Source organism: Xanthomonas sp. NCPPB 1068, from assembly GCF_041479385.2.
GTDB lineage: Bacteria > Pseudomonadota > Gammaproteobacteria > Xanthomonadales > Xanthomonadaceae > Xanthomonas > Xanthomonas cannabis.
The window spans coordinates 3,397,038-3,419,064 of the sequence record NZ_CM192986.1 but is presented as its reverse complement, the minus strand read 5'-3'; the positions used below and the strand labels follow the sequence as shown (position 1 = coordinate 3,419,064).

The 22,027-nt window shown below is 67.4% G+C and carries 15 protein-coding genes; 5 read left to right on the top strand and 10 right to left on the bottom strand.

What is annotated here, in order from left to right; translation table 11 throughout:
• Positions 1–32: 32 nt before the first annotated feature.
• From ACCQ12_RS14470 to pqqA, 9 genes are all read right to left on the bottom strand, one after another.
• On the bottom strand, positions 33–2,669 hold the full coding sequence (locus ACCQ12_RS14470; protein WP_372382040.1) for a TonB-dependent receptor: 2,637 nt from the start codon (positions 2,667–2,669) through the stop codon (positions 33–35).
• 100 nt (positions 2,670–2,769) lie between these two features.
• Positions 2,770–3,801: a glucokinase family protein gene (locus tag ACCQ12_RS14465; RefSeq protein ID WP_372382039.1), complete on the bottom strand. Its 1,032-nt coding sequence runs from the start codon at positions 3,799–3,801 to the stop codon at positions 2,770–2,772.
• 461 nt (positions 3,802–4,262) lie between these two features.
• The gene (locus ACCQ12_RS14460) at positions 4,263–5,753 is read right to left on the bottom strand and encodes a PhoPQ-activated pathogenicity-related family protein (RefSeq protein ID WP_372382038.1); all 1,491 of its coding nucleotides are present in this window, start codon (positions 5,751–5,753) and stop codon (positions 4,263–4,265) included.
• A 202-nt stretch (positions 5,754–5,955) separates the two neighbouring features.
• Positions 5,956–6,468 (bottom strand): hypothetical protein, encoded by a 513-nt coding sequence (locus tag ACCQ12_RS14455; RefSeq protein ID WP_104579868.1) that lies wholly within the window; start codon positions 6,466–6,468, stop codon positions 5,956–5,958.
• Between the two features lie 63 nt (positions 6,469–6,531).
• Complete coding sequence (gene pqqE / locus ACCQ12_RS14450) at positions 6,532–7,659, bottom strand: pyrroloquinoline quinone biosynthesis protein PqqE (protein ID WP_372382037.1); 1,128 nt, start codon at positions 7,657–7,659, stop codon at positions 6,532–6,534.
• A complete protein-coding gene (gene pqqD, locus ACCQ12_RS14445) occupies positions 7,656–8,045 on the bottom strand; it encodes a pyrroloquinoline quinone biosynthesis peptide chaperone PqqD (protein ID WP_506191664.1) in 390 nt (129 codons plus the stop codon). The genes pqqE and pqqD overlap by 4 nt, the downstream gene beginning before the upstream one ends.
• Positions 7,931–8,683 carry a pyrroloquinoline-quinone synthase PqqC gene (gene pqqC, locus ACCQ12_RS14440; protein ID WP_104579866.1) on the bottom strand — a complete coding sequence of 251 codons (753 nt, stop codon included), beginning with the start codon at positions 8,681–8,683 and terminating at the stop codon, positions 7,931–7,933. Before pqqC ends, pqqD begins: the two co-directional genes overlap by 115 nt.
• On the bottom strand, positions 8,680–9,579 hold the full coding sequence (gene pqqB, locus ACCQ12_RS14435; protein ID WP_372382036.1) for a pyrroloquinoline quinone biosynthesis protein PqqB: 900 nt from the start codon (positions 9,577–9,579) through the stop codon (positions 8,680–8,682). The genes pqqC and pqqB overlap by 4 nt, the downstream gene beginning before the upstream one ends.
• Positions 9,580–9,662: 83 nt before the next feature.
• Positions 9,663–9,743: a pyrroloquinoline quinone precursor peptide PqqA gene (gene pqqA, locus ACCQ12_RS14430; RefSeq protein ID WP_002812057.1), complete on the bottom strand. Its 81-nt coding sequence runs from the start codon at positions 9,741–9,743 to the stop codon at positions 9,663–9,665.
• A 315-nt stretch (positions 9,744–10,058) separates the two neighbouring features.
• Here pqqA and ACCQ12_RS14425 point away from each other — a divergent pair, with 315 nt between their 5' ends.
• Both ACCQ12_RS14425 and ACCQ12_RS14420 read left to right on the top strand, forming a co-directional pair.
• Entirely contained in the window at positions 10,059–12,218 is a 2,160-nt protein-coding gene (locus tag ACCQ12_RS14425; protein ID WP_166749104.1) for a RelA/SpoT family protein, read from the top strand.
• A 322-nt stretch (positions 12,219–12,540) separates the two neighbouring features.
• The gene (locus ACCQ12_RS14420; protein ID WP_372382035.1) at positions 12,541–14,055 is read left to right on the top strand and encodes a hypothetical protein; all 1,515 of its coding nucleotides are present in this window, start codon (positions 12,541–12,543) and stop codon (positions 14,053–14,055) included.
• A 78-nt stretch (positions 14,056–14,133) separates the two neighbouring features.
• Here the strand turns inward: ACCQ12_RS14420 and ACCQ12_RS14415 are convergent, their stop codons facing one another.
• Positions 14,134–16,236 (bottom strand): glycosyltransferase, encoded by a 2,103-nt coding sequence (locus ACCQ12_RS14415; RefSeq protein ID WP_372382034.1) that lies wholly within the window; start codon positions 16,234–16,236, stop codon positions 14,134–14,136.
• A 234-nt stretch (positions 16,237–16,470) separates the two neighbouring features.
• Here ACCQ12_RS14415 and mrcB point away from each other — a divergent pair, with 234 nt between their 5' ends.
• From mrcB to yoaA, 3 genes are all read left to right on the top strand, one after another.
• A complete protein-coding gene (mrcB, locus tag ACCQ12_RS14410) occupies positions 16,471–18,915 on the top strand; it encodes a penicillin-binding protein 1B (protein WP_166749101.1) in 2,445 nt (814 codons plus the stop codon).
• 13 nt (positions 18,916–18,928) lie between these two features.
• Positions 18,929–19,453, top strand: a complete 525-nt coding sequence (locus ACCQ12_RS14405) for a tetratricopeptide repeat protein (protein ID WP_372382033.1) — start codon at positions 18,929–18,931, stop codon at positions 19,451–19,453.
• 436 nt (positions 19,454–19,889) lie between these two features.
• Entirely contained in the window at positions 19,890–21,887 is a 1,998-nt protein-coding gene (gene yoaA, locus ACCQ12_RS14400; RefSeq protein ID WP_372382032.1) for a DNA repair helicase YoaA, read from the top strand.
• The last annotated feature ends 140 nt before the right edge of the window (positions 21,888–22,027 follow it).

Here is a 22,027-nt window from a genome sequence, read left to right as displayed (position 1 = left end):
CCCATGGCTGGTGCGGCCGTTGCTTGCCCGTTTCAGAACTTCACATGCAGGCTGGCCATGTAACGGCGCCCACTCCTGTAACGGCCGGCCAGGTGATCCTTGTCGCCCAGATACTGCAGGTATTCTTCATCCAGCAGGTTCTGCGCATCCACCTGCAGCGACCAGTTGGGGCTGAAGGCATAGCCGATGCTTGCCCCCAATTCGGCATAGTCGTCCACGCTGGCCGGTGCCGCGCCGGCGACATAGCCGCCGGCCAGGTAGCTGTCGCGCCAGTTGTAGGTCAGCCGCGCATTGAGCGGGCCTTTTTCGTAGTACGGACTGAACGCCACGCTGTTGCGCGATTGGTAGGGCAGGGCGTCGCCGGTGTTGTTTTCGCCGTTGGCGTAAGTGTAGTTGGCGGTCAGGCCGAAGCCACTGTCGCCGAACGGTTGCTGGAAGGAGATGTTGAAGCCCTTGACCTTGCCGTCGCCGGCATTGCGCGGCCGCTGGATGCTGTAGTCGCAATAGCCGTCGGCGGTACAGCCGTTGCTGCCGAGCAATTGCGCCCAGCTTTGCGGCGCGGTGTCGCGGAGCGCGTTGTACTGGCGCTCCACGCTGGCGCTGGTGTCGATGTAGTTGTCGATCTTCTTGTAGAACACCGACCAGGCCACCACCGATTGCTGCGCGAAGTAGTACTCGGCCGACAGGTTGAAATTCCACGATTCGTAGGGCGACAACTCCGCGTTGCCGCCGCTGCCGGTCAAGGTGGTGTCGTTGAGGAAGGTGTTGTTGACCATCTGGTTGTAGGGCGCCCAGGCGATCACCTTGGCGGCCGCAAAGCGGAACACCCAATCGTCGGCGGCGTCGTACGACAGCGTCAGCGAAGGCAGCAGAAAGTCTTCCTTGCGGGTGCGGGTCTGCCACAGGCTGTCGGCGTTGGCCAGCGAGGGCGTGCCGCTGTAGACGAAACCGCTGCCCTCGGTCTTGGAATCCACATAGCGCACACCCAGGTTGCCGCGCACACCGCCGCCGGAAAAATTCAGCTGCGCATAGGCTGCGTTGTTGGTCTGCTCCAGCGCCCAGCTGTTGTTGAGATAGCTGGCCGGATCCGGTGCGCCGTAATCGACCGGGCTGTTGCGGATCCAGTTCAGCACATTGTTGCGGCCCGCCTGCACATGCCGGCCATGATCGGGATGGAAATCCTGCAGATCGGTGAGCCCGATGGTGCCCACATCGGCCAGGGTGCCCGGGGTCACACCGCCATAGACATTGAGCTCGAAGCGCTCTTCATGCTTGCCATGGCGCACGCCCAGCAGCAATTGGTTGAACACGCTGTCGAACTGCAGGTTGAGGTCCAGCTGGCCGTAAGTGTCCTTGCTGTCAGTGGAGAAGATGCCGTTGTTGCCGAACCAACCGCCGGCCGAGCCCCAGTTGGCCGGGTTGCGCGCCGCTGCAGGGTCGTCGAAGCGGATGCCACGGCGGGTGTCCCAGCTGAAACCGCCGTTGTAGAACGGCTCGATGAAGTATTGCGACAGATCGGTGTTCTCCGATTTGCTCTGGCCCACCTGTCCGTTCAAGCCCCAGCCGTCACCGCGGAACGCGCCGCGCAGGTCCAGGCCCTTGGTGGTGACTTCCGATTCGCGCACGTTGTTGTCGTAGATCACCGTGCCGCCAAGCGGATCGGCATTGGCGCTGGAGTGGCCGCTGGTCACCACGCCATTGCGCACGCTGCCCAGCTGGTCCACCGCCGCCACCGTGCCGGCGTTCCAGGTGAGAAAGCTGTACATCGACTGGTTGTAGTTGTCGAAATTCTCATTGATGTACAGGCCGCTCAGGTTGAACTCCAGCGCATCGCTGGGCTTGAGTTGCAGGTTGACCACGGCACTGTCGCGCTCACGGTCCTGCTGGAACCAGGCGGCATTGATCGAGTTGGGTACGTCCGCATCAGCCAGCACCGTACCTGCGGCATTGGCGAAGGTACTGGCTGGTGCGTAGCCGAAGACTTCCATGCCACGGCGGTCGACGCGCTCTTGGTAATGCTGCGCGGAGACCGCGATACCGAAGGTGTCTGCAGCGTTCTTCCAGCTGTAAAGCAGCGCCGCGTTGGGTTTGCCCGTGCTGGCCTGGTCGCTGTAGCTGTAGCCGATGGAACCGGCGATCTCGTTGGCCTCCAGGTCCAGCGGCTGGCGCGTATGCATCAGGACCGTGCCGCCCAGGCTGCCTTCGGTCAGTCGCGCTTCGGAGGATTTGAGGATTTCCGCGCGGCCCAGGATTTGCGGTGCCAGCAAGGTGTAGTCGAAGCCGCGGCTGGGTTGTTCGCCGTACAGCCAGATCGCCTGTGCCACCGGGTGACCGTCCAGGAACGACAGGTTGAGGCTGGGATCGGTGCCGTCGATGCTTACGCGTTCGCCTTGTCCAAAACGGCGATCCAGGGTGACGCCAGGAATCTGCGACAGCGCTTCGGCCACGTTGGTGCTCGGGAATTTGCCGATGTCCTCGGCAGTGATGGCCTCGGAAATGCCGGTGTTGTTGCGTTTGGTGTCGAGCGATTTTTCCAGGCTGGCACGGATGCCGACCACCTGGACCGCATCCAGGTCGGTGGCGTGCTGGCCATCGCTCTGCTGGGCATGCGCACTGAATGTCAACGACAACGCAATCGCACTGGACAGCAGGGTGGTGCTGTATTTCATGATGTCTCTCCTCATCACGCACAGGGATGGACGGCGGGCGGCTGCTCGCCGGATGCGGGGTGTTGCCACCGCGCGTTCTCAACAACGCGCGACAGATCGCCTACGACACGTCAGCGTGGTGCTGCAGGTACCAATTGGCCGCACCGAGCACGCCCAGTTGCCCGTGCTCGACCAGCTTGACCGGGATGCGTTCGAGCACCTCGCGCATGTTGCCCTTGGCCAGGAAGCGCGCACGGAACTGGCTGGTGGTCAGGAAGTGCCCGATCGTCGGCAGGATGCCGCCGGCCAGATAGACGCCGCCCGCGCCATAGGCCAGCGCCATGTCGCCGACGGCATGCCCGAGCAGCGCACAGAACACCTGCAGGCATTCGCCGGCCAGCGCGTCGTCCTCGTGCAAGGCGGCCTGGGTGATGGCAGCAGGCAACTGATGACGTGGCGAGGCGCCATGGAGTTGGCAGACAGCGGTGTAGAGCCGGAGCAGACCGGGGCCGGACAGTACGTGCTCCAGCGGCAGATAGTGCTGACCGCGCAGCAGGATGTGCAGCAGCTGCAGTTCGTGGTCGTGGGTGCTGGCCAGCGCGACCTGGCCGGCTTCGGTGGCCAGCACCAGCGGTCTGGGTGTGGCATCGATCCACACCGCCGCGCCCAACCCGGTGCCGGGGCCGACCACCAGGATCGGGCTGGTGCTGCGGACATGCCGGGGCGTGGGGCCGCTCAGCTGCAGCACCGCACGCGGCTCCATGTGCGGCGCCGCGTATGCGACGGCTTCGAAATCGTTGACCAGGTGCACGCTGCGCAGCGCCAACGTGGTGCGCAGGCGCTTGGGTGACATGCTCCACGGCAGGTTGTTGCTGATGAAGGTGTCCTCGTCCAGCGCAACGCCGGCGCTGGCGATGACCACCGCCTCCACACGGCTCACCTGCGGCAGGAACTCGGCAAGGATGGCGTCGAGGCTGGCGTATTCGGCGCAGCGATAGGTGCGGTAGTGCGACAGCTCCACCGCGCCGTCGTCGGCCTGCATCACGTGGGCAAGCCGGACATGCGTGCCGCCGACGTCGGCCGCGACGAAGCCGGTGGCAGCGGACACCGCGGGCGAGGTAGAAGCGTGAGCAGAACGCGAGGTCGCAGCCACATGCAGTCCTTTGATCCGTCCGATTGGCCGATGCCATCAGCGCGTCACGGCTGTTTAGGAGTTGGTGACAACGATGTCAATGGTCCAGTCGGGTTGGATCGATCTTGCTGGCGGGCTCAAGTGCCAAATCGGGGCTTGGGTACGGTTCTGTGCGGACTTCGTTGCGCAAGTCGGTCAAGAGTGTCCACTTGGTCAACCGCAGCGGTACCGCCAGTCGGCAGCAAGCCAACCTGGCGGTTGCCATTGGTGCGCATGCAGCGGGTGCGGCGGCAGTTCGGCCGTCGCCGCGACAGCACGCAGGCAGGTGGAATGGCGACCTGCGCAGTCACCGCTACGACATCTCACTGCCGTTCGGAAGCCGCGGGCATCGGACGCACACGCGGATCAGCGCCACCCAGGGCTGCGCTTCGCTGGCGACACCTGCGGCAACGCTGTCTCAGCCAGGTTGGCGGTGCACGACATCAACGCGTAGACGCACTGCTTTGCATGCCCGGCAAGGTGCTGCAGGCGGCGTTGTCGGTCGGCGGCGCCTGCTGCGGATACTGCTGTTTGCCGAGGATGTAGGTCTGGCTGGTGGCGACAAAGCCATCGGCATAGGTGGCTTCGACGAAGTACGCGCTCCAGCCGGTCTCGGGCACCTGCACCGGCACGGCGATCGTGTGGCCGCGGCCCGCAACGAGCGGACTGGCGTGATAGCGGATGCCACAGGCGTAGCGGAAGTCGCGTGCCTGCGGGTTGCTGGCCGTCCACAGTTGCAGCCGCGTCGGTCGCTCGGAAGAACGCAGGCGGATCTGCGGCGCGGCGCCCCTGCGCAAGGTATCGCTCAGCTGCGGAAGCGGGCGCTGTTGCTGCAGCCGCGTCACGAAGGGCACCAACGTGTCGACGACTGCGGCACGGATGCCGTTGTGCGCGCTGTTCGGCACCACACGCAAGGCCTTGCTGCCAGGCAGCGCCGCATAGAAGAACTGCGTGTTGTCGGGCAGGAAAAAATCATCGCCGCTGGCATTGACGATGTATTTGGGCACCGACAGCCGCTTGCGGTACGGCGAGTGCAGGTAGCTCAGCGGGTCCTGCAGTTGCACCAGCTGCGCAAACGCCGGCGTCTGCAGCTGCGTGGTGATGCCTTGCCGGGCGTAGGCATTGAACGCAATCGGCCAGTTGCCCCCGTATGTCCGGTACATGTGGTCCAGCACCGCCGGCATGTTGAGGATGTCGATCACGAACGGCACCACGGCTTCGACGCGCGGGTCGGCGATCGTGGCATGCCAGCTGGCCCAGCCGCGCTTGGACGCACCGGCAAGGATGAAGCGGTGGATCTTCAGTGGCGCCAGCTCACGCTCGGCCAGGCTCATGGTGCGTGCGATTGCCGCGGCCATGGGCACATGCAGCGGCATGGTCTTGCGTTGCTGTGGCGCCTTGAGAAACAGCGACCAGGTGTAGGCGACGCTGTCGTCCTCGCGCCGTGGCGCGGCGTCGCCCTGATAGCGCAAGGCCTGATTGGGAATGTCGCTCAATGCGATGACCACGGTGCGGCTGCGTTGCGCCAGCGCAGCCAGCGCCTCCGGCGGCAACTCGCTGGCCGGCTGCGCCGCGCCGCCGTCTGCCGGGTGACGCGTGCCGTTGGTGGAGATCAGCACCGCGCGGGTCGGCAAGGCATCGGACGGCACATAGATCGCCACATCGTGCTGCCAGATGGCCGGCGTGACACGCGCCTCGGGCGACCAGGTCTGCGAGGTGAGCAGGTAGTCGCGCCGTTCCACGCCAGCAACGCGGCTGGTGCCCACCCGCGTGTAGACCAGCGGCTGCTGTTCCACCGCGTCGTGATAGCAGACCAGGGCCTGATCAAACCCGACCTCCGTCGAGGTGGCGCATCGCTCGGCCGCGGTAGAGGCCAACGCCGGGCAGGAGAGCAGGGCCAGCAGGGCAAGACCGCAACGTGTCATCAAGCGCATCGGTGTCCTCCGGAAGCGGTGCAACGCGCCAGCGCAGTCATGGGCAGGTCGAGCGGAAAGCACATGGCGCGCCGGGACGTAACGGCAAGTCTTGCACGTTACGAACGTCCGGGTCGCGGTGCCAAGGCCGCCAGCGGGGTGGGACGAAGCCCACGCTGCCATTGCACGGCAGGACTCACCCATGCCGCGCAGTTACCAGTGCTTACTTGATTCGCCGTACCTTGGCCGGGGTGTTGTAGCCCTCGATCTGCAGATACCAGACGCCGACCAGGCCGGGCTTGATCCTGACCTTGGGTGCGTCCTTGCGCACGCCGGACAGGCTGGCGGCATCGGTCTGTTCCCAGTCCTGACCATTGGCCAGCGTGTAGACGCGGCCCTTGGAGAAGCCCTTGAACTCGCCGACGATGCTGCTTTCGATCGGCTCCTTGCTGCCGAAATCGAAGAAGCCGCGATTCTTGACGATGACCTCCTGGCGGCCGGCCTCCTTGGCCTGCTCGACCACCACGGCCGCTTCCTTGGCCACCTTGCCCTGCAGCCAGTCGTTGAGCGCGGCCAGTTCGCTGGCGTCGAGCTTGTCCAGGCCGGCGGCCTTGAACTGCTCGGCGCTCATCTGCGACTGCAGATCGCCCTGGACGGCACGCTGCGCCAGGGCCGGGGTGGCAGACAACGCAAGGGTCAGGCAGACCAGCAGGGGAATGCGGCGCGCGAGCGACATGGAAGCCATCCAGGAGGAAAGAGGTGGCTAGTGTAGACGCTGTTCTGCGCCGGCCACCGCAGGTCAGTCCGTGCCGCTTGCAGTGGCAGGTTGTGCACGCGCGGGGCGGGCAGGCCGGCGATAGACGAAGTCCGGCGCTGGCGCGGCGGCTTCGCGTTCGGCGGTGGCACGCACCTGCGCATGGGTGGGCGAGCGTTCGCACACCGGGTCCAGCGTAGCAGCATCGCCGCTGAGCGCCAGCGCCTGGCAACGGCAGCCGCCCCAGTCGATCTCGCGCTTGGGACAGCCCTGGCAGACCTCGGGCATCCACGCGGTGCCACGGAAGCGCACGAACGCCTCGCCGTTGTTCCAGATATCGGCCAGCGAGCGCTCGCGCAGATTGTCGAAGCGCATGCCGTCGATGGTCTCGGCGGCATGGCAGGGCAGCACGTCCCCGCGGGGGGAGATGTTGACGAAGCGCTGGCCCCAGCCGCCCATGCAGGGTTTGGGCTGGCGCGCGTAGTAGTCGGGGGTGACGAAGTCGATCGCCAGGCGGTCGCCGAGTTCGCGGCGTGCGGTTTCCACTGCCTCGATGGTGGCCATCAACTGCTCGCGGCTGGGCATCAGCGCCGCGCGATTGCGCAGGCCCCAGCCGTAGTACTGGGTATGGGCGACTTCGATACGCTCGGCCTGCCATTCCAGCGCGAGCGCGATCATGCCGGGCACGCGCTCGGCGTTATGCCGGTGCAGCACCGCGTTGAGGGTCAGCGGGAGGCCACGCGCACGCACGGCGCTGGCGAACTCGCGTTTCTTCGCCAGGCTGTTGCGATAGCCGGCAATGCGGTCGGCGCCGGCCGGGTCGACGTCCTGCACGCTCAGTTGCACGTGCTCCAGCCCGGCGGCCTGCAGCTGGTCCAGCATCGGCTCGCCGCCCGCCACGCCGGAGGTGATCAGGTTGCTGTACATCCCGAGCGCGCGCGCATGCGCCACCAGTTCGGGCAGGTCCTTGCGCAGCATCGGCTCGCCACCGGAAAAATGCGCCTGCAGTACGCCCATGTCGGCGGCCTGCTGCAGCAGCGAGCGCCAGCCGGCGGTGTCCATCTCCTCGCGCAGTGCAGCCAGTGCAATCGGGTTGGAGCAATACGGGCACGCCAGCGGGCAGCGATGGGTCAGCTCCAGCAGCACCGACAGCGGCGGCGGTGCACTGTTCATGGCCGCAGCAGACGCTTCTGATGCAAGGTAGTCGTCAGTTCGATCACATCGGCTTCGATCTCGGTGGCGTCGGCGTCGAACTCGGCGGCCAGTTCCACCGCAATCTGCGCCAGCGACCTGACGCCATCGAAGCGCTGCGCCACCACCAGGGCGATGTCGTCCAGCTCGACCACGCGTTCGGGGGCGAGCAGCACCCATTGGTCGCGTGCGCGGTCATGCTGCAGACGTACGCCCGCGCGCAGGGCCGGCTGGCTGTCGCGCGTGATGCTGCTCACGCGGCGGCCCGGGTGGCGTCGCGCGCCGGCACGAAGGCGTCCGGCCACACGATGCCGGGCGCAACATAGGCCACGTGCAAGGCATCCAGTTGCGCCCAAAGCACCGAGCATTTGAAATGCAGCGCGTCCTTGACCAGCTGTTGTTTCTCGATGGTGTCGGCGTGCTGCTTGACGTAGTCCAGCGCGAAATCCGAATCGCGCGGCGCTTCGGTCAGGCGATGCTCGAAGTAGGCCAGCGCCTCGGCCGAGACGAAGTCGTAATGCTTGAGCATGCCGGCCACGCGCTGACCGATGATGTTGGGGGCGAACAATTCCGTCAGCGACGATGCGATGGCCTCGAGCAGGCTCTTTTCGCGCACGAAGTGCAGATACGCCTGCACCGCAAAGCGGGTGCCGGGCAGCAGCGCACGCCCCGATTCCACCAGCTGGCGGTCCAGGCCGAGGGCGTCGGTCAGATGCAGCCAGCGGGCGATGCCGCCATCGGCCGCGCTATTGCCGTCGTGATCGAGGATGCGCTGGCGCCAGATGCGCCGCAGCGCCGGGTCTTCCATGCGCGCCAGGATCGCAGCGTCCTTCAATGGAATGCAGCGTTGGTACTCGAAGCGGTTCAAGGCCCACGCCTGCACCTGGCCGCGATCGAGCTTGCCGTCGTGCAGCAGCGCGTGGAAGGGGTGCTGGTCGTGATACAGGCGTGCTCCGATGGCACGCAGGTCTGCTTCCAGCTGGTCGGGGGTGAGCAGGGCGGTCACAGCGTGATCTCCAGGCCGTCGTGGGCGACATCCCAGCCGCTGGCACGCACGCTGGCGTACTCCGGGGAGTGGATATCGAGCACGGGATTGGTGGTATTGATATGGATGAAGATCTTGCGCGCCACGTTCAGCGCTTCGAACGCGGCGATGGTGCCCGCGGGTCCGTCGATGCTGAGATGGCCCATGCGCTGGCCGGTCTTCTGGCTGACGCCCAGCTGCACCATTTCATCGTCGCGCCACAGCGTGCCGTCGAAGAACACCAGTTCGGCGCCTTGCAGGCGCGCGCGCAGTGCATCGGTCATGGCGGCGCAGCCGGGAATGTAGTGCACCCGGTGCCGGCCGTCGTCGATGGTGAGCCCGAGGGTTTCCTCGTTGGAGCCGGCGAGGTCGCCGCCACTGCGCGATTCCATGAACAATGGCACCTTGCCCGGCACCGAGAACGGTGTGAGCTGCAGGCCGAGCAGCGGTAAGGGTGTATCGAGCGCGAAGGCCGTGCGCGTGACGTAGTGCGGGTTGACTGCGTCGAAGATCGGATTCTGTGCCAGCAGATCAAGCACGCGGCTGCTGGCATGCAACGAGAATGGTTGGCTCTCCCGCATCGACAGTAGCCCGGCGATGTGGTCGATTTCGCCACTGGTCAGCAGCACTGCCTCGATCGGCGAGTGACGCAGCCCCTGCTGTGGCCATAGCGCGGGCGTGGCAAGGATCTGCTGGCGGAAATCAGGAGAGGCATTGATCAACACCCAGCGCTGGCCATCTGCACTGACGGCGATGCTGGCCTGGGTACGACGTTGGGCACCGTCTGCTTGTTGCCACGCCCGCTGGCTGGCGGGTGTGTGGCAATTCCACTGCGGGTGCCCACCGCCGGCCGCCGATCCCAGAACAATGATGCGCATGGAGAACTGTTACCTAATCTGCCGGCAACTGCCGGACATGCATCAAGAAGGAAGGGCGGCAGGTGTGTGTGAAACGGGCCGGATCAAAACTCGCCGGAGACGTAGCAGTTGATTTCGGCGCCACAGTTGACTTCACGAACGACAGGCTTCTTCCAGGTTTTCATCGGCTACCTCGCAGTTGGGTGAGTGACGTCGCCGCTGCGCACGGCAGCGACGACGTGCAGGGAGCATAGGCAGCCGGTTTGGGCGAGTTGTAAAGAGCACGTAAAAAGCGGCGGATGCGGCGCAGATGGACCATGATGGAGCCTGACGCATTGCGCCGAGCGGTTGCGAATCAAGACGTTGGCGCGTGAACCGACCATAAGCACGGCGGTCGTGCGGCAACGCACGGGCACCGAAATTTCGCGTTGTGGAGAAGGTGACGCGCACGTTACCGTAGCTATCAGCCCCTTGTTGTTGCCGCCACCGTGTCCACCGTTGTGACCAGTTCCTCATTTGAACGCCTGCAGGCAGTGCTGCAGCGCCCGGCTGTCGCCTCGATCGCACCCGCCCTGCGGGACGCGCTTGCGCAGGCCTGGCAGGACATGCCGCCCGCGCCAGCCGATAGCGTGCCGTGGTCGCTGCTCGGCGACACGCTGGATGCGCTGGCCCTGCTGGCGGCTGACGAGGCCACCCTGATTGCGGCGCTGCTGTTCGACCTGCCGGCGTTGCGCGGCACCGTTGCCGCCCTGCCGTGGCAACCGGCGGAGCGGCGCGTGGCGGTGGAGGGACTGCTCGATGGCCTGGATGCGGCCGACCAGGTCTGGGCGCTGCATGCCGGGCGCGAGGCAGGGCGCAACAGCGAGGGCCTGCGCCGCTTGTTGCTGTCGATCATCCACGACCTGCGGGTGGTGCCGATCCTGCTGGCGCGGCAGTTGGCGCGCATGCGCGTGGCCGACCGCCTCAACGAGGAACAGCGCCGCGCGCTGGCCCAGCTCACCCGCGACATCCATGCCCCGCTGGCGAACCGGCTGGGCATCTGGCAGGTGAAGTGGGAACTGGAAGATCTGGCGTTCCGTCACCTGGAGCCGGAGACCTACCGCCGCATCGCCCGCGAAGTGGATGAAACCCGCGTTGCACGCGAGCGCTATATCGAAGCGGTCAAGCGCAGCCTGTCCAGCGCGTTGGCCGGGCAGGGGCTGCGGGCCGAGGTGAGCGGGCGGCCGAAGCACATCTACAGCATCTGGCGGAAGATGCAGAAAAAGCGGTTGTCCTTCGACCAGTTGTATGACGTGCGCGCAGTACGCGTGATGGTGGACGACGTGGCGGCCTGCTACGCGGCCTTGGGCGCGGTGCATTCGCTGTGGGCGCCGGTGCCCAGCGAGTTCGACGATTACATCGCCCGTCCCAAGGCCAACGACTACCGCTCGCTGCACACCGCTGTGGTCGGCCCGGAAGGGCGCACCATCGAAATCCAGATCCGTACCTTCGAGATGCATGCCCAGGCCGAACTTGGCGTGGCCGCGCATTGGAAATACAAGGAAGGTGGCAAGGGCGCCGAAAAGGCCTTCGACCGCAAGATCCTGTGGATGCGCCAGTTGCTGGAGCAGGTGCAGGAAGGCGAGCACGGCGAGCTGGCCGGCGCGCTGGATGCCGAGCTGATCGAAGACCGCGTGTACGCGCTGACCCCCAAGGGCGAGGTGATCGATCTGCCACAGGGCGCCACGCCGCTGGATTTTGCGTATCACGTGCACACCATGGTGGGGCATCGCTGCCGGGGCGCGCGCGTCAACGACCGCATCGTGCCGCTGACGTATCGGCTGCGCAGCGGCGACCGCGTGGAGATCATGACCGCCAAGGAAGCCGACCCGCGCCGCGACTGGCTGCTGGCGTCCAACGGCTTTCTGGCCAGCGGGCGGTCGCGCGACAAGGTGCGTGCGTGGTTCCACAAGCTCGACCGCGCGCGCAACGTGCAGGCCGGCAAGGACCTGCTCGATCGCGAGCTCAAGCGGTTGGGCCTGCAGCATGCCGATCTGGGCGTGGCCGCACGCAAATTCCACGCCGAGAACATCGACGAGCTGTATATCCAGGTGGCGCTGGGCGATACCGGCCCGAACCAGGTCAGCCGCGCGTTGCTGGAAGCCGAGCGCGCCGCGTCGCAACCGGCGGTGCCGGCGCCGCCACGCCCGACTGCGCGTCGCGATGGATTGGGCAAGTCCAAATTCACTGTGCAGGGCGTGGGCAACCTGCTGGTGCAGCTGGCGCGCTGCTGCCAGCCGGTGGCCGGCGAACCGATTGCCGGCTACCTCACCCGCGGCCGCGGCATCACCGTGCACCGTACCGATTGCGCGGCATTGGCACGCCTGGCCGCCGCCCACCCGCAGCGCGTGTTGCCGGTGGAGTGGGGCAAGGCCGGCAGCGGCTACGAGGTGGATGTGCAGGTGCGTGCGGTGGACCGCCGCTGGCTGCTCAAGGACATCACCAACCTGATCGCGCAGGAAGACGCCCACGTGCTGGAGATCAACAGCGACAACGTGCGCGACACCGGCAGAGCGCAGTTGCGGCTGCGGCTCAAGGTCAGCGACTACGACCAGTTGTCGGCCCTGCTCGGCAAACTGGACGCCTTGCCCGGCGTCAACGAGGTCCGGCGCCTGGGCTGAGGCTGGGTAATGAGGCGGTGGCATTCGCTTGACGGGCGCCGCACAGACGAGCGGCGTCATCGTCAGAGCGCATGCCGTGGCATCCATCGATGGTCAGCAAGCGGACGATGGAGGCCATGCGGTGCAAGTCGCTGCGCCGCCATGCTGTCCGTGTCACGACCGTTTATCCGTGGATCTGCAAAGCCCATCAGCCGATCAGCCATCTTTGCCTGACGATTCCCGATTCCCGATTCCCGAAACGCACATCGTCTTCGCAGCAGGCAGCTACCATAGTCGGGTGAACGCGTCCCCGTCAGGTCGCGCCAAGGATGGACGCCACCGCATGTTCCCGCTGCCGCGCTGGGCCAGGTCGCCCCGCCTCTGGGCGCCGTTGCGCAGCCGCGCGCTGTGGCGCGTGGTGTTGGCGCTGTCCGCGTGCCTGCTCCTCAGCGTCATCGTGCTGCGCAAGCCGCTTGCCGACTGGCTGTGGCCGGATACGCGCATCCAGCAGCTGCTGCAACGCGGCGATGCGGCCTTGCTGCGCGGCCGGCTCAGCGCAGCCGACGGCACCGGGGCGCGCGAATTGTTCAACGCTGCGCTCGCGCTGGACAGCGATCGCACCGAGGCGCGGACCGGCCTGGCGCGTACCGGTGCCGCCGCCGTGGTGCAGGCGCGTGCGGCCATCGCGGCCGGCGATGCGCCCGGCGCGCAGCGCGCGCTGACACTGGCAGGTGCGCTGGAGGTGCCGCAGGCGCAGACCGCCCCGGTCGCGCTGCGTTTGCGCGACCTGCAGGCGCGCCGTGCCGGACTCGATGCCTTGCTCGCGCAGGCGGTGGTCGCCCAGCAACAGGGGCGCCTGGATGGAACCCCCGACAGCGCGCTGCCGCTTTACCAGCGCATCCTGACCCTGGCCCCGGACCGCACCGACGCGCTGGAAGGACGCGAAGATGCCCTGACCGATCTGCTGGCGCAGGCGCGCCATGCGCTGGCACGCGACGCACTTGCCGATGCGGCCGCCCTGCTGGCCGCTGCCAAGCGCTACGACGCCGGGCATGCCGACCTGCCGCTGACCGAGGGGCACTATCACCGTCTGCTCGAGCAGCGCCGTCAACGTGCACAGGCCTTGCTGCGCCGCGGCCGGTTGGCCCCGGCAGCGCGCGATTTTGCCGCGGTGCTGGCCGCCGAGCCGGCAGATGCCGGGGCGCAGCGCGGGCTCGAACGGGTGGCCGGCGAATACGCCGCACAGGCGGGTCGCCAGGCTGCGGATTTCCATTTCGATGAAGCCATGCAGTCGCTGCAGCAGGCGCAGGCCCTGGTGCCGGGCGCTGCATCGATCGCGCAGGCCGAGCAGGCGATCGCGCGTGCGCGCGATGCGCAACGCGGCCCGCAGACCGGTCTGTCGCGCGCAGTGCGCGAGCGCCGCCTGCGCGTGTTGCTGCAACGCGTGGCCGACGCCGAAGCACGCCAGCAGTGGATGACGCCGCCCGGGGCCAGTGCATACGATGCCGTGCGCGCCGCACAGGCGCTGGCGCCGCGCGATCCACGTGTGGTGCAGGCGGCCGCGCGGGTGGTGCCTGCCAGTCAACGCTGTTTCGAAGACGAACTGCGCAACAACCGCCTGCGCGCGGCACGCGGGTGTCTGGATGCCTGGCAGGCGCTGACGCCCAACGGCGATGCGCTGGCCGGCGCACGTCGGCGCCTGGCGCAACGCTGGGTTGCGGTCGGCAGCGAGCGGCTGGGGCAGGAGGATGCAGCGTTCGCCCGACGTGCCCAGGACCAGGCGCATCAGCTGGATCCAGGCTTGCCGGAGCTGGCCGAGTTCACGCGGCGGGTGCGGGCTGTGGCCGAGCAGCGCTGAGGCATGCGTCGACGGGGAGTGAGTGAAGGTCGGTTGCAGAGCCCCGGCCGGCCAGGCGACACGCGCGACACCGCCCGGTCAAGGCGCGATGAACAACGCGCGCACCGTGTCGCGTGCGGCCTCCAGCGAGAAATGCCGGGCTACGTTGCGCAGGCCGTTGTCCGCCAGGCGCTGCCATAATGCCGCATCCTGATACAGCCGCACGATGGCGCTGGCGAACGCGTCGGCGTCGTCGGCCACGCAGACATCTTCGCCGTCGCGCAGGTGCATGCCTTCCACTGCACAGGTGGTGCCGACTACCGGTTGCCCGTGCGCCATGCTCAGGTTGATCTTGCCCTTGACGCCGGCGCCAAAGCGCAGCGGTGCCACCGACAGGCGCGCGCTGTCCATGAACGGCACCAGGTCCGGCACATGCCCGTGCAACTGCACGCCCGGGCATTCGTCGGCCAGCAGCTTGAGCGCTTCGGGCAGATCGGCGCCGATGCAATGAAAGACCACGCCGGGCAGTTGCGCGCGGACCTGCGGGAAGATGGCGCTGATGAACCACTGCACCGCGTCCACGTTCGGCGCGTGACGGAACCCTCCGACGAACACCAGGTCACGGCGTTGTTCGAAACGGTGGCCGCTGCCGGCGACATCATGCAGGTTGGACAGCAGGGCGGTGCGGATCTGCGGTGCGTCCGCGCGCAGCTGCGCCTGTTCGGCGGCCGACACCAGCAGGGTGACATCGGTGGCGGCCATGATCTCCAGTTCGCGCACCCGGGTGCGCTCTGCGCTGCGCAGCAGGTTGGCATCGCCGGCAAGCTCGGCACCGCGGCGTTCGCGCAGGTAATGCAGGTCGACGGTATCGAACAGGGTGCGTGCCTGTGGCGCGTATTGCTTGAGCAACGGCAGGCAGGCATGCGCCACGTGATGACGCACCAGCAGCACCACCGCAAAGCGCGACCCATGCGTGCGCAACCAGCTGCCGATGCCCTCCAGGAACGGCGCGTACCAGACCTCCACGCCCAACTGCTGCAGCGCCTGGGTGTGGCGTCCGGCATGTTCGCGGCGGGTCGGCACGAACACCACGTGCGCGCCTTCTTCGCAGAGCAGACGGATCAGGTTGAACTGCCGCAACGAGCCGGAGTCGCGGTCCGGCTGCGGCACGCATTCGTCCAGGATCAGTACCTGGCGCTGCCCGCGATGCAGCTGCGCGGGGCCGGGCACGCGGCCGACCGGCAACTGCCGGGTCAGCACCTGCTGCCATTTGTCCGCAAAGACCGCCTGATTGCGGACCTGGTAGGCCTTGACCCCGGTACGGGTATCGGTGCCATTGCTGGTGCCTTCGTCATGCACCACCACGCTGGCCGGCTGTACCAGTACCTGATAGCCGGCGGCGCGCACCGCAAACGCCAGGTCGGTATCTTCGTAGTAGGCCGGCATGTAGCGGCGATCCAGCCCGCCCAGTGTCTGCAACAGCGCCCGTGGCAGGGCAATCGCCGCACCCGAGCAGTAGTCCATCGCGCGCACATAGGCGTAGCGCGGGTCCTCGGCCGATTCGAAGCGGCCATAGCTCCAGGCGCTGCCATCGGCGAACACCACGCCACCGGATTCCTGCAGGCGTCCGTCCGGGTACACGAGCTGCGCGCCGACCAGCCCGGCAGCCGGGTGCTGGTCGAACGTGGCGATCAGCCGGTCCAGCCAGCCGGGCTGCGGGATGGTGTCGTTGTTGAGCAACACCACGTAATCGCCGCGCGCAAGTTCAATGCCATCGTTGCAGGCTGCGATGAAACCGCCGTTGCTGGCGCGCAGGTGATAGTGCAGGCCCTCGACCTGCGGCAGCTGCACCGCGGTGGCATCGCTGCTGCCATCGTCCACCACGATGATCTCGATGGCGAGCCGTGGCGGGTGCGCGGCGAGCGCGCGCAGGCAGGCCAGCGTATGGGCGATGTGGTTGTACACCGGAATCACCACCGTCACCCGTGGTGCGGCGCTGTGCGGTACCGCAAGTACGTCGAACGGCGTGGCGTCGGGCAACCAGAGCGGGGTGCCGAGCGCGACCGGCGGCGCCTGCGTGTGCACGCGAATGCGCTGCCAGGTGGCGCGCCACCCGCGGGTGCGCATGCTCGCCACGCTGCGGTGGATCAGGCCAAGCACGCGATTGAACAGGTAGCGCGCATCGGCCAGGGACATCGACATTCCGTTGGAACTCCAGCGTAGAGACGGGTGACACAGGGCGAGCCGTCGCCGGATGGGGCAAGGCGGGCCTGAGCGCGCAGTGTACCGAGCGGGCCATGCCGCGCCGAGCATCGCCGGGACCACAGCGCAGGGCGTGTCGGCGTTTGTTAGCCGCGCTTAAGTCGCCAGGCCCGGTGAACCGCAACCATGACACCGCTGCGCTAGACTCGCCGGACTCTACATTCTCGCATTCCCGTGCCCCGACGCTACGACCACGACGATTCCGACGATTTCCAGGACGACACCGACGAGCAAGGCTCCCGCTGGCAGCGCAGACTGATTGTCTGGGGCTTTGCCGGCATCGCGCTGGCGCTCGGTTTCCTGATTCCTTACACGGTGTATCTGAACAAGCAGGTCAGCCAACGATTCGGCGAACTGCGCTGGCAGATTCCGACCCGCGTCTACGGGCGGCCGTTGGTGCTGGCGCCCGGCAATGCGCTGGATGCGGCCACCTTGAAGACCGAGCTGGATGCGGCGTCCTACCGCGACGACGGCCAGGCCAAGCTGGCCGGCACCTACCAGCAGGACGGCAGCCGCTTCACCATCGCCAGCCGCGGCTATATCGACGTGGACGGACGTGTGCCCGCGCGGCGTGTCGAGGTGGCGCTGTCCGGTGGCCGCGTGGCCAGCCTGCGCGATGCCGGCGACCGCAAGGCGCTCAAGAGCGCACGTCTGGACCCGGCACGCATCGCCACCCTGTACGGACAGAAGCAGGAAGAGCGCCGCCTGGTGCGCATGGAGGAAGTGCCGGAGTTGCTGGTGACCGGCTTGCAGGCGGTGGAAGACCGCGACTTCAACAGCCATCACGGCATCGATCTCAGCGGCATGGTGCGTGCGGCCTGGATCATGCTGCGCTCCGGCGGCCAGGTGCGGCAGGGCGCGAGCACCCTGACCCAGCAGCTGGCCCGAAGCGGCCTGCTCGGCATCGGCAAGGAGCAGACACTCACCCGCAAGTTCAACGAGATCCTGTACGCGGTGATCATGGAGGCGCGCTACGACAAGCGCACCATCCTGGAGGCCTATCTCAATCAGGTCTACCTGGGCCAGCGCGGCGGGCAGGCCATCCACGGGGTGTCGTCGGGCGCGGAGCTGTGGTTCGGTCGTGAGTTGAATTCGATGACCACCGAGCAGATCGCCCTGCTGATCGGGCTGGTCAAGGGGCCGTCGTATTACGACCCGCGCCGCAACCCGGAACGCGCGCTGGACCGGCGTAATTTCGTACTGGGCAAGCTGCACGAAAACAGCCTGATCAACGATGCCGAATACAAGCGCGCGCTGGCCGCACCGTTGGGCGTGCCGCAGGAGCCGGGCCTGGTCGCGGCCAACCGCTTCCCGGCCTATGTGGATCTGGTGCGCCGCCAGCTGGCGCACGACTACCCGGAAGGCGTGCTGCAGGGCGCCGGCATGAGCGTGCTCACCGGCATGTCGCCGTCTGCGCAGGCGTATGCCGAAGGCGCGGTGACCGGCACCATCAAGCGCCTGGACAACAAGAAGCGCCCGCCCTTGCAGGCCGGCCTGGTGCTGACCGATGTGCACAACGGTGACGTGCTGGCGGTGGTCGGCAGTCGCGACGTGGCCAAGCCGGGGTTCAATCGCGCGGTGGAAGCGCAGCGTCAGGTCGGCTCGCTGCTCAAGCCGTTCGTCTACCTGCTGGCCCTGGCCTCGCCGGATCGCTGGGCGCTCTCCAGCTGGGTCGACGACTCGCCGGTGACCGTGCAGCTCAGCCGCGGCAAGACCTGGTCGCCGGGCAATTCCGACAACCGCAGCCACGGCACGGTACGGCTGATCGATGCGCTGGCGCATTCCTACAACCAGGCCACGGTGCGGGTGGGCATGCAGGTCGGTGCCGACCGCATCGCCCAGCTGATCCAGGTGCTGGCCGGGATCAAGGCCGACCCCAATCCTTCGCTGATCCTGGGCGCCACCGACCAGAGCCCGTACGGCATGGCGCAGCTGTACCAGTTCCTGGCCGCCGGCGGCGAGATCCAGCCGCTGCATGCGGTGCGTGGCGTGCTCGACCCACAGGGCAAGCTGCTCAAGCGCTACGACAAGACCCCGGCACCGGCACAGGAAGGCGATTCGGTGGCGGCCAACCTGATCAGCATCGCGCTGCAGCAGGTGGTCAGCGGCGGCACCGCGCGTCAGTTGCTGAGCGACGGGCTGGGGCGGCTGTCGCCGGCCGGCAAGACCGGTACCTCCAACGATGGCCGCGACAGCTGGTATGCCGGCTACACCGGCGATCATCTGGCGGTAATCTGGATGGGCAACGACCAGAACGAGCAGACCGGCCTGTACGGCGCCACCGGCGCGATGCGGGTGTGGTCGAGCATCTTCGCGCGCCTGCCCAGCGCGCCGCTCAAGGTCAGCGGCAAGGGGCTGGACTGGCAGCCTGTCGATGCCGCCGGGACCGGCGTGACCGACGCCGGTTGCCCCGGTGCGCGGCAGTTCCCGTTCGTGGTCGGCTTCACGCCCGCGTATGCTCCCTGCGCCGGCAACGCGCCGTCGATCGAGGGCGTTCCCGGCGAGGCCACCGCACCCGCCGAGCAATCCAGCGGTGGCGGCTGGCGCCGCTTCTTCGGTCTGGAGAAGAAGCCCGAAGAACCCGCCCCCGCACCTGCCACGGCCCCACCTGCGCATTGACTGGAGTGACCCCATGATCCGAATCCACCGCTTGCTTGCCCTGGTTGGCGTGTTGACCGCACTTACCGCCTGCGTCAGCGCGCCGCCGCCGCCGCCGCCGGCCCCGGTGGACCCGACCACCCCGACCCAGCGGTTTTTGCTGATCGAACGCGAGGCCGGCGTGGACGACACCGAACTGTCGGTGCAGCCGCTACGCGACCCGCAGGTGGACGATCTGCGCGAGACCGCCAAGAGCAAGCGCCAGGCCGGCGATCTGCCCGGCGCCGCTGCCGCGCTGGATCAAGCGCTGGGACTGGTGTCCGGCGACCCGGCGATCCTGCAGGAGCGCGCGGAAGTGTCCGTGCTGCAGGCCGACTGGCCGGCCGCCGAGCGCTTCGCCAAGCAGGCGATCGAGCTTGGCTCCAAGACCGGCCCGCTGTGCCGTCGCCATTGGGCCACCATCGAGCAGTCGCGGCTGGCACGTGGCGAAAAGGAAAATGCAGCCTCTGCCAAGGCGCAGATCGCCGGCTGCACCGTGCCGGGTGTGAAGCGGTACTGAGTGCGCACGGCAGCGGTCGTGCTGCCAGCAGCGCGACCGGCTCGGTCGGCTGCCTCCTGTGGGCGGGCAGCGTCGCTTCGTGAGCCAGCCCGCGCAGCACAACGCAAGACGAGCGCCCTCGGCCTCTTTGGTCCTGGGTCTGACGTGCCTGGATGGGGCGGGGCATCTGTAGCAACGAAGGTGCAACAGCCTGCCGGACCAAGCGGATGACGCAAGCGCCATCGCGTGGTCCGGCATCGAAAGGCGCCTGAACCTTGTCGGCAGTCATCGACCGCTGTCGCTGGCATGGCGCAATCATGAAATCGATGCGCCCCGCGTCCACCGCAGTCTCGTCGCTGCGATGACATGTTTACCGGCTGCTGCAAGCCGGACCCAGGCAGCATCACTGCGCACGCGCTAGGCTGTCGTGCTTCCTGTCCGCTCTTCGTTCGGTCCCATGTCCCAACTTGTCACTGCCAGCATCGAGGCGCTCAGCGAGGGCGGGGCGCTGGCGCGTCAGCTCGATGCGTTTGCGCCGCGCACGGCGCAGTTGCGCCTGACCGGCGCCATTGCCGAGGCCTTCGAGCAGCGCGATGTATTGCTGGCCGAGGCCGGCACCGGCACCGGCAAGACGTACGCGTATCTGGTGCCTGCGCTGTTGTCCGGGCTCAAGACCATCGTCTCCACCGGTACGCGTGCGCTGCAGGATCAGCTGTTCCATCGCGATCTGCCGCGCGTGCGTGCCGCACTGGGTGTCGGGCTGCGCAGCGCACTGTTGAAGGGCCGCGCCAATTATCTGTGCAAGTACCGCACCCAGCAGGCGCGTGGCGAGCCGCGCTTTGCCACGCCCGAGCAGGTGTCGCAGTTCCAGCGCATCGTGGCCTGGAGCGGGCGCACCCAGTACGGCGACATGGCCGAGCTCGAAGCCTTGCCGGACGACTCGCCGCTGCTGCCGATGGTGACCTCCACCGTCGACAACTGCCTGGGCACCGAATGCCCGTTCTACAGCGAGTGCTTCGTGGTGCAGGCACGTCAGCGCGCGCAGGCGGCCGATCTGGTGGTGGTCAACCACCATCTGCTGCTGGCCGATCTGGCGCTCAAACAGGAAGGTTTCGGCGAAATCCTGCCGGGCGCGCAAGCCTTCGTCATCGACGAGGCGCACCAGCTGCCCGAGCTGGCGGCCAATTTCTTCGGCGAAAGTTTCGGCATGCGGCCTTGGCAGGAACTGGCGCGCGATTGCATGGTGGAAGCGCGGCTGGTGGCCGGCGCGCAAGCCAGCCTGCAGGCACCGATCCTGGCGCTGGACGAGGCATTGCGCGCGCTGCGTGCCGGCATGGAGGGGCTGCCGCCACGTGGCACGCAATGGCGTGCACTGGCCAAGCCGCAGGTGCGCGAAGGCTTCGATGCAGTGCTGTCGGCCCTGGCGCGGTTGGGCGAGGCGCTGTTGCCGCTGCGCCAGGCGTCGCCGGGTTTCGATGGCTGCACGGCGCGTGCGCAGGACGCCCTGAACCGGTTGTCGCGCTGGCTGGGCGAGGATGTGCCGATCCCCGATTTTGCGCAGGATCCGCCGGAAGAGACGGTCGACAACGATGTGCTCTGGTACGAACTGAGTCCGCGCGGATTCCGTTGCCAGCGCACACCGCTGGATGTCTCCGGCCCGCTGCGCGAACACCGCGAAAAATCGCAGGCGGCCTGGGTGTTCACCTCGGCCACGCTGGCGGTGGGCGGGGAGTTCGACCACATTGCGCTACGGCTGGGCCTGAGCGATCCGGTGACCCTGCTGCAGCCCAGTCCGTTCGACTGGGCGCGCCAGGCGCTGTGCTATCTGCCGCCGAATCTGCCCGACCCGGCCGCGCGTGGTTTTGGCACCGCCTTGATCGCGGCACTGACGCCGGTGCTGGAAGCATCCAACGGCCGCGCGTTCTTGTTGTTCGCCTCGCATCGGGCGCTGCGCGAAGCGGCCGAGGCCTTGCGTGGCGCGCCGTGGCCGTTGTTCGTGCAGGGCGAAGCGCCGCGCGCGACCTTGTTGCAGCGCTTCCGCGATTCCGGCAACGGCGTGCTGCTGGGCTCGGCCAGTTTCCGCGAGGGCGTGGACGTGGTCGGCGATGCCTTGAGCGTGGTGGTGATCGACAAGCTGCCGTTTGCCGCACCCGACGATCCGGTATTCGAAGCGCGCCTGGATGCGATCCGCCGGGACGGCGGCAACCCGTTCCGTGACGAGCAACTGCCGCAGGCGGTGATCGCGCTCAAGCAGGGTGTGGGCCGGCTGATCCGCAGCGAAACCGACCGCGGCGTACTGGTGCTGTGCGACCCGCGGCTGGTGAACAAGAGCTACGGACGCACGTTCATGAAGTCGCTGCCGCCGTTTGCGCGCACGCGCGAGATTGCCGATGTGCAGGCGTTTTTTGAGCCGCAGGGGGCGGGACCGGGGACTGGGGACCAGGAGCCCGGATAAACGCAGGGCGCGCTGGTGGTGCCGTCGCATGTGTCGGGTTGCTGGGTTGCCGGCGCGGTGCGATCTGCATGCCGCGACTCGCCGGGAACCCGGCTAGGCACAGAGCGAAGTACGCAGGGGCAGCCGCGAATGCCGCATTG

Coding starts and splice junctions, on each gene's coding strand:
- ACCQ12_RS14470 (WP_372382040.1), bottom strand. CDS start 2,669: ATGAAATACAGCACCACCCTGCTGTCCAGTGCGATTGCGTTGTCGTTG.
- ACCQ12_RS14460 (WP_372382038.1), bottom strand. CDS start 5,753: ATGCGCTTGATGACACGTTGCGGTCTTGCCCTGCTGGCCCTGCTCTCC.
- ACCQ12_RS14455 (WP_104579868.1), bottom strand. CDS start 6,468: ATGTCGCTCGCGCGCCGCATTCCCCTGCTGGTCTGCCTGACCCTTGCG.
- pqqE (WP_372382037.1), bottom strand. CDS start 7,659: ATGAACAGTGCACCGCCGCCGCTGTCGGTGCTGCTGGAGCTGACCCAT.
- pqqD (WP_506191664.1), bottom strand. CDS start 8,045: ATGCTCGGTGCTTTGGGCGCAACTGGATGCCTTGCACGTGGCCTATGT.
- pqqB (WP_372382036.1), bottom strand. CDS start 9,579: ATGCGCATCATTGTTCTGGGATCGGCGGCCGGCGGTGGGCACCCGCAG.
- pqqA (WP_002812057.1), bottom strand. CDS start 9,743: ATGAAAACCTGGAAGAAGCCTGTCGTTCGTGAAGTCAACTGTGGCGCC.
- ACCQ12_RS14420 (WP_372382035.1), top strand. CDS start 12,541: ATGTTCCCGCTGCCGCGCTGGGCCAGGTCGCCCCGCCTCTGGGCGCCG.
- ACCQ12_RS14415 (WP_372382034.1), bottom strand. CDS start 16,236: ATGTCGATGTCCCTGGCCGATGCGCGCTACCTGTTCAATCGCGTGCTT.
- ACCQ12_RS14405 (WP_372382033.1), top strand. CDS start 18,929: ATGATCCGAATCCACCGCTTGCTTGCCCTGGTTGGCGTGTTGACCGCA.
- yoaA (WP_372382032.1), top strand. CDS start 19,890: ATGTCCCAACTTGTCACTGCCAGCATCGAGGCGCTCAGCGAGGGCGGG.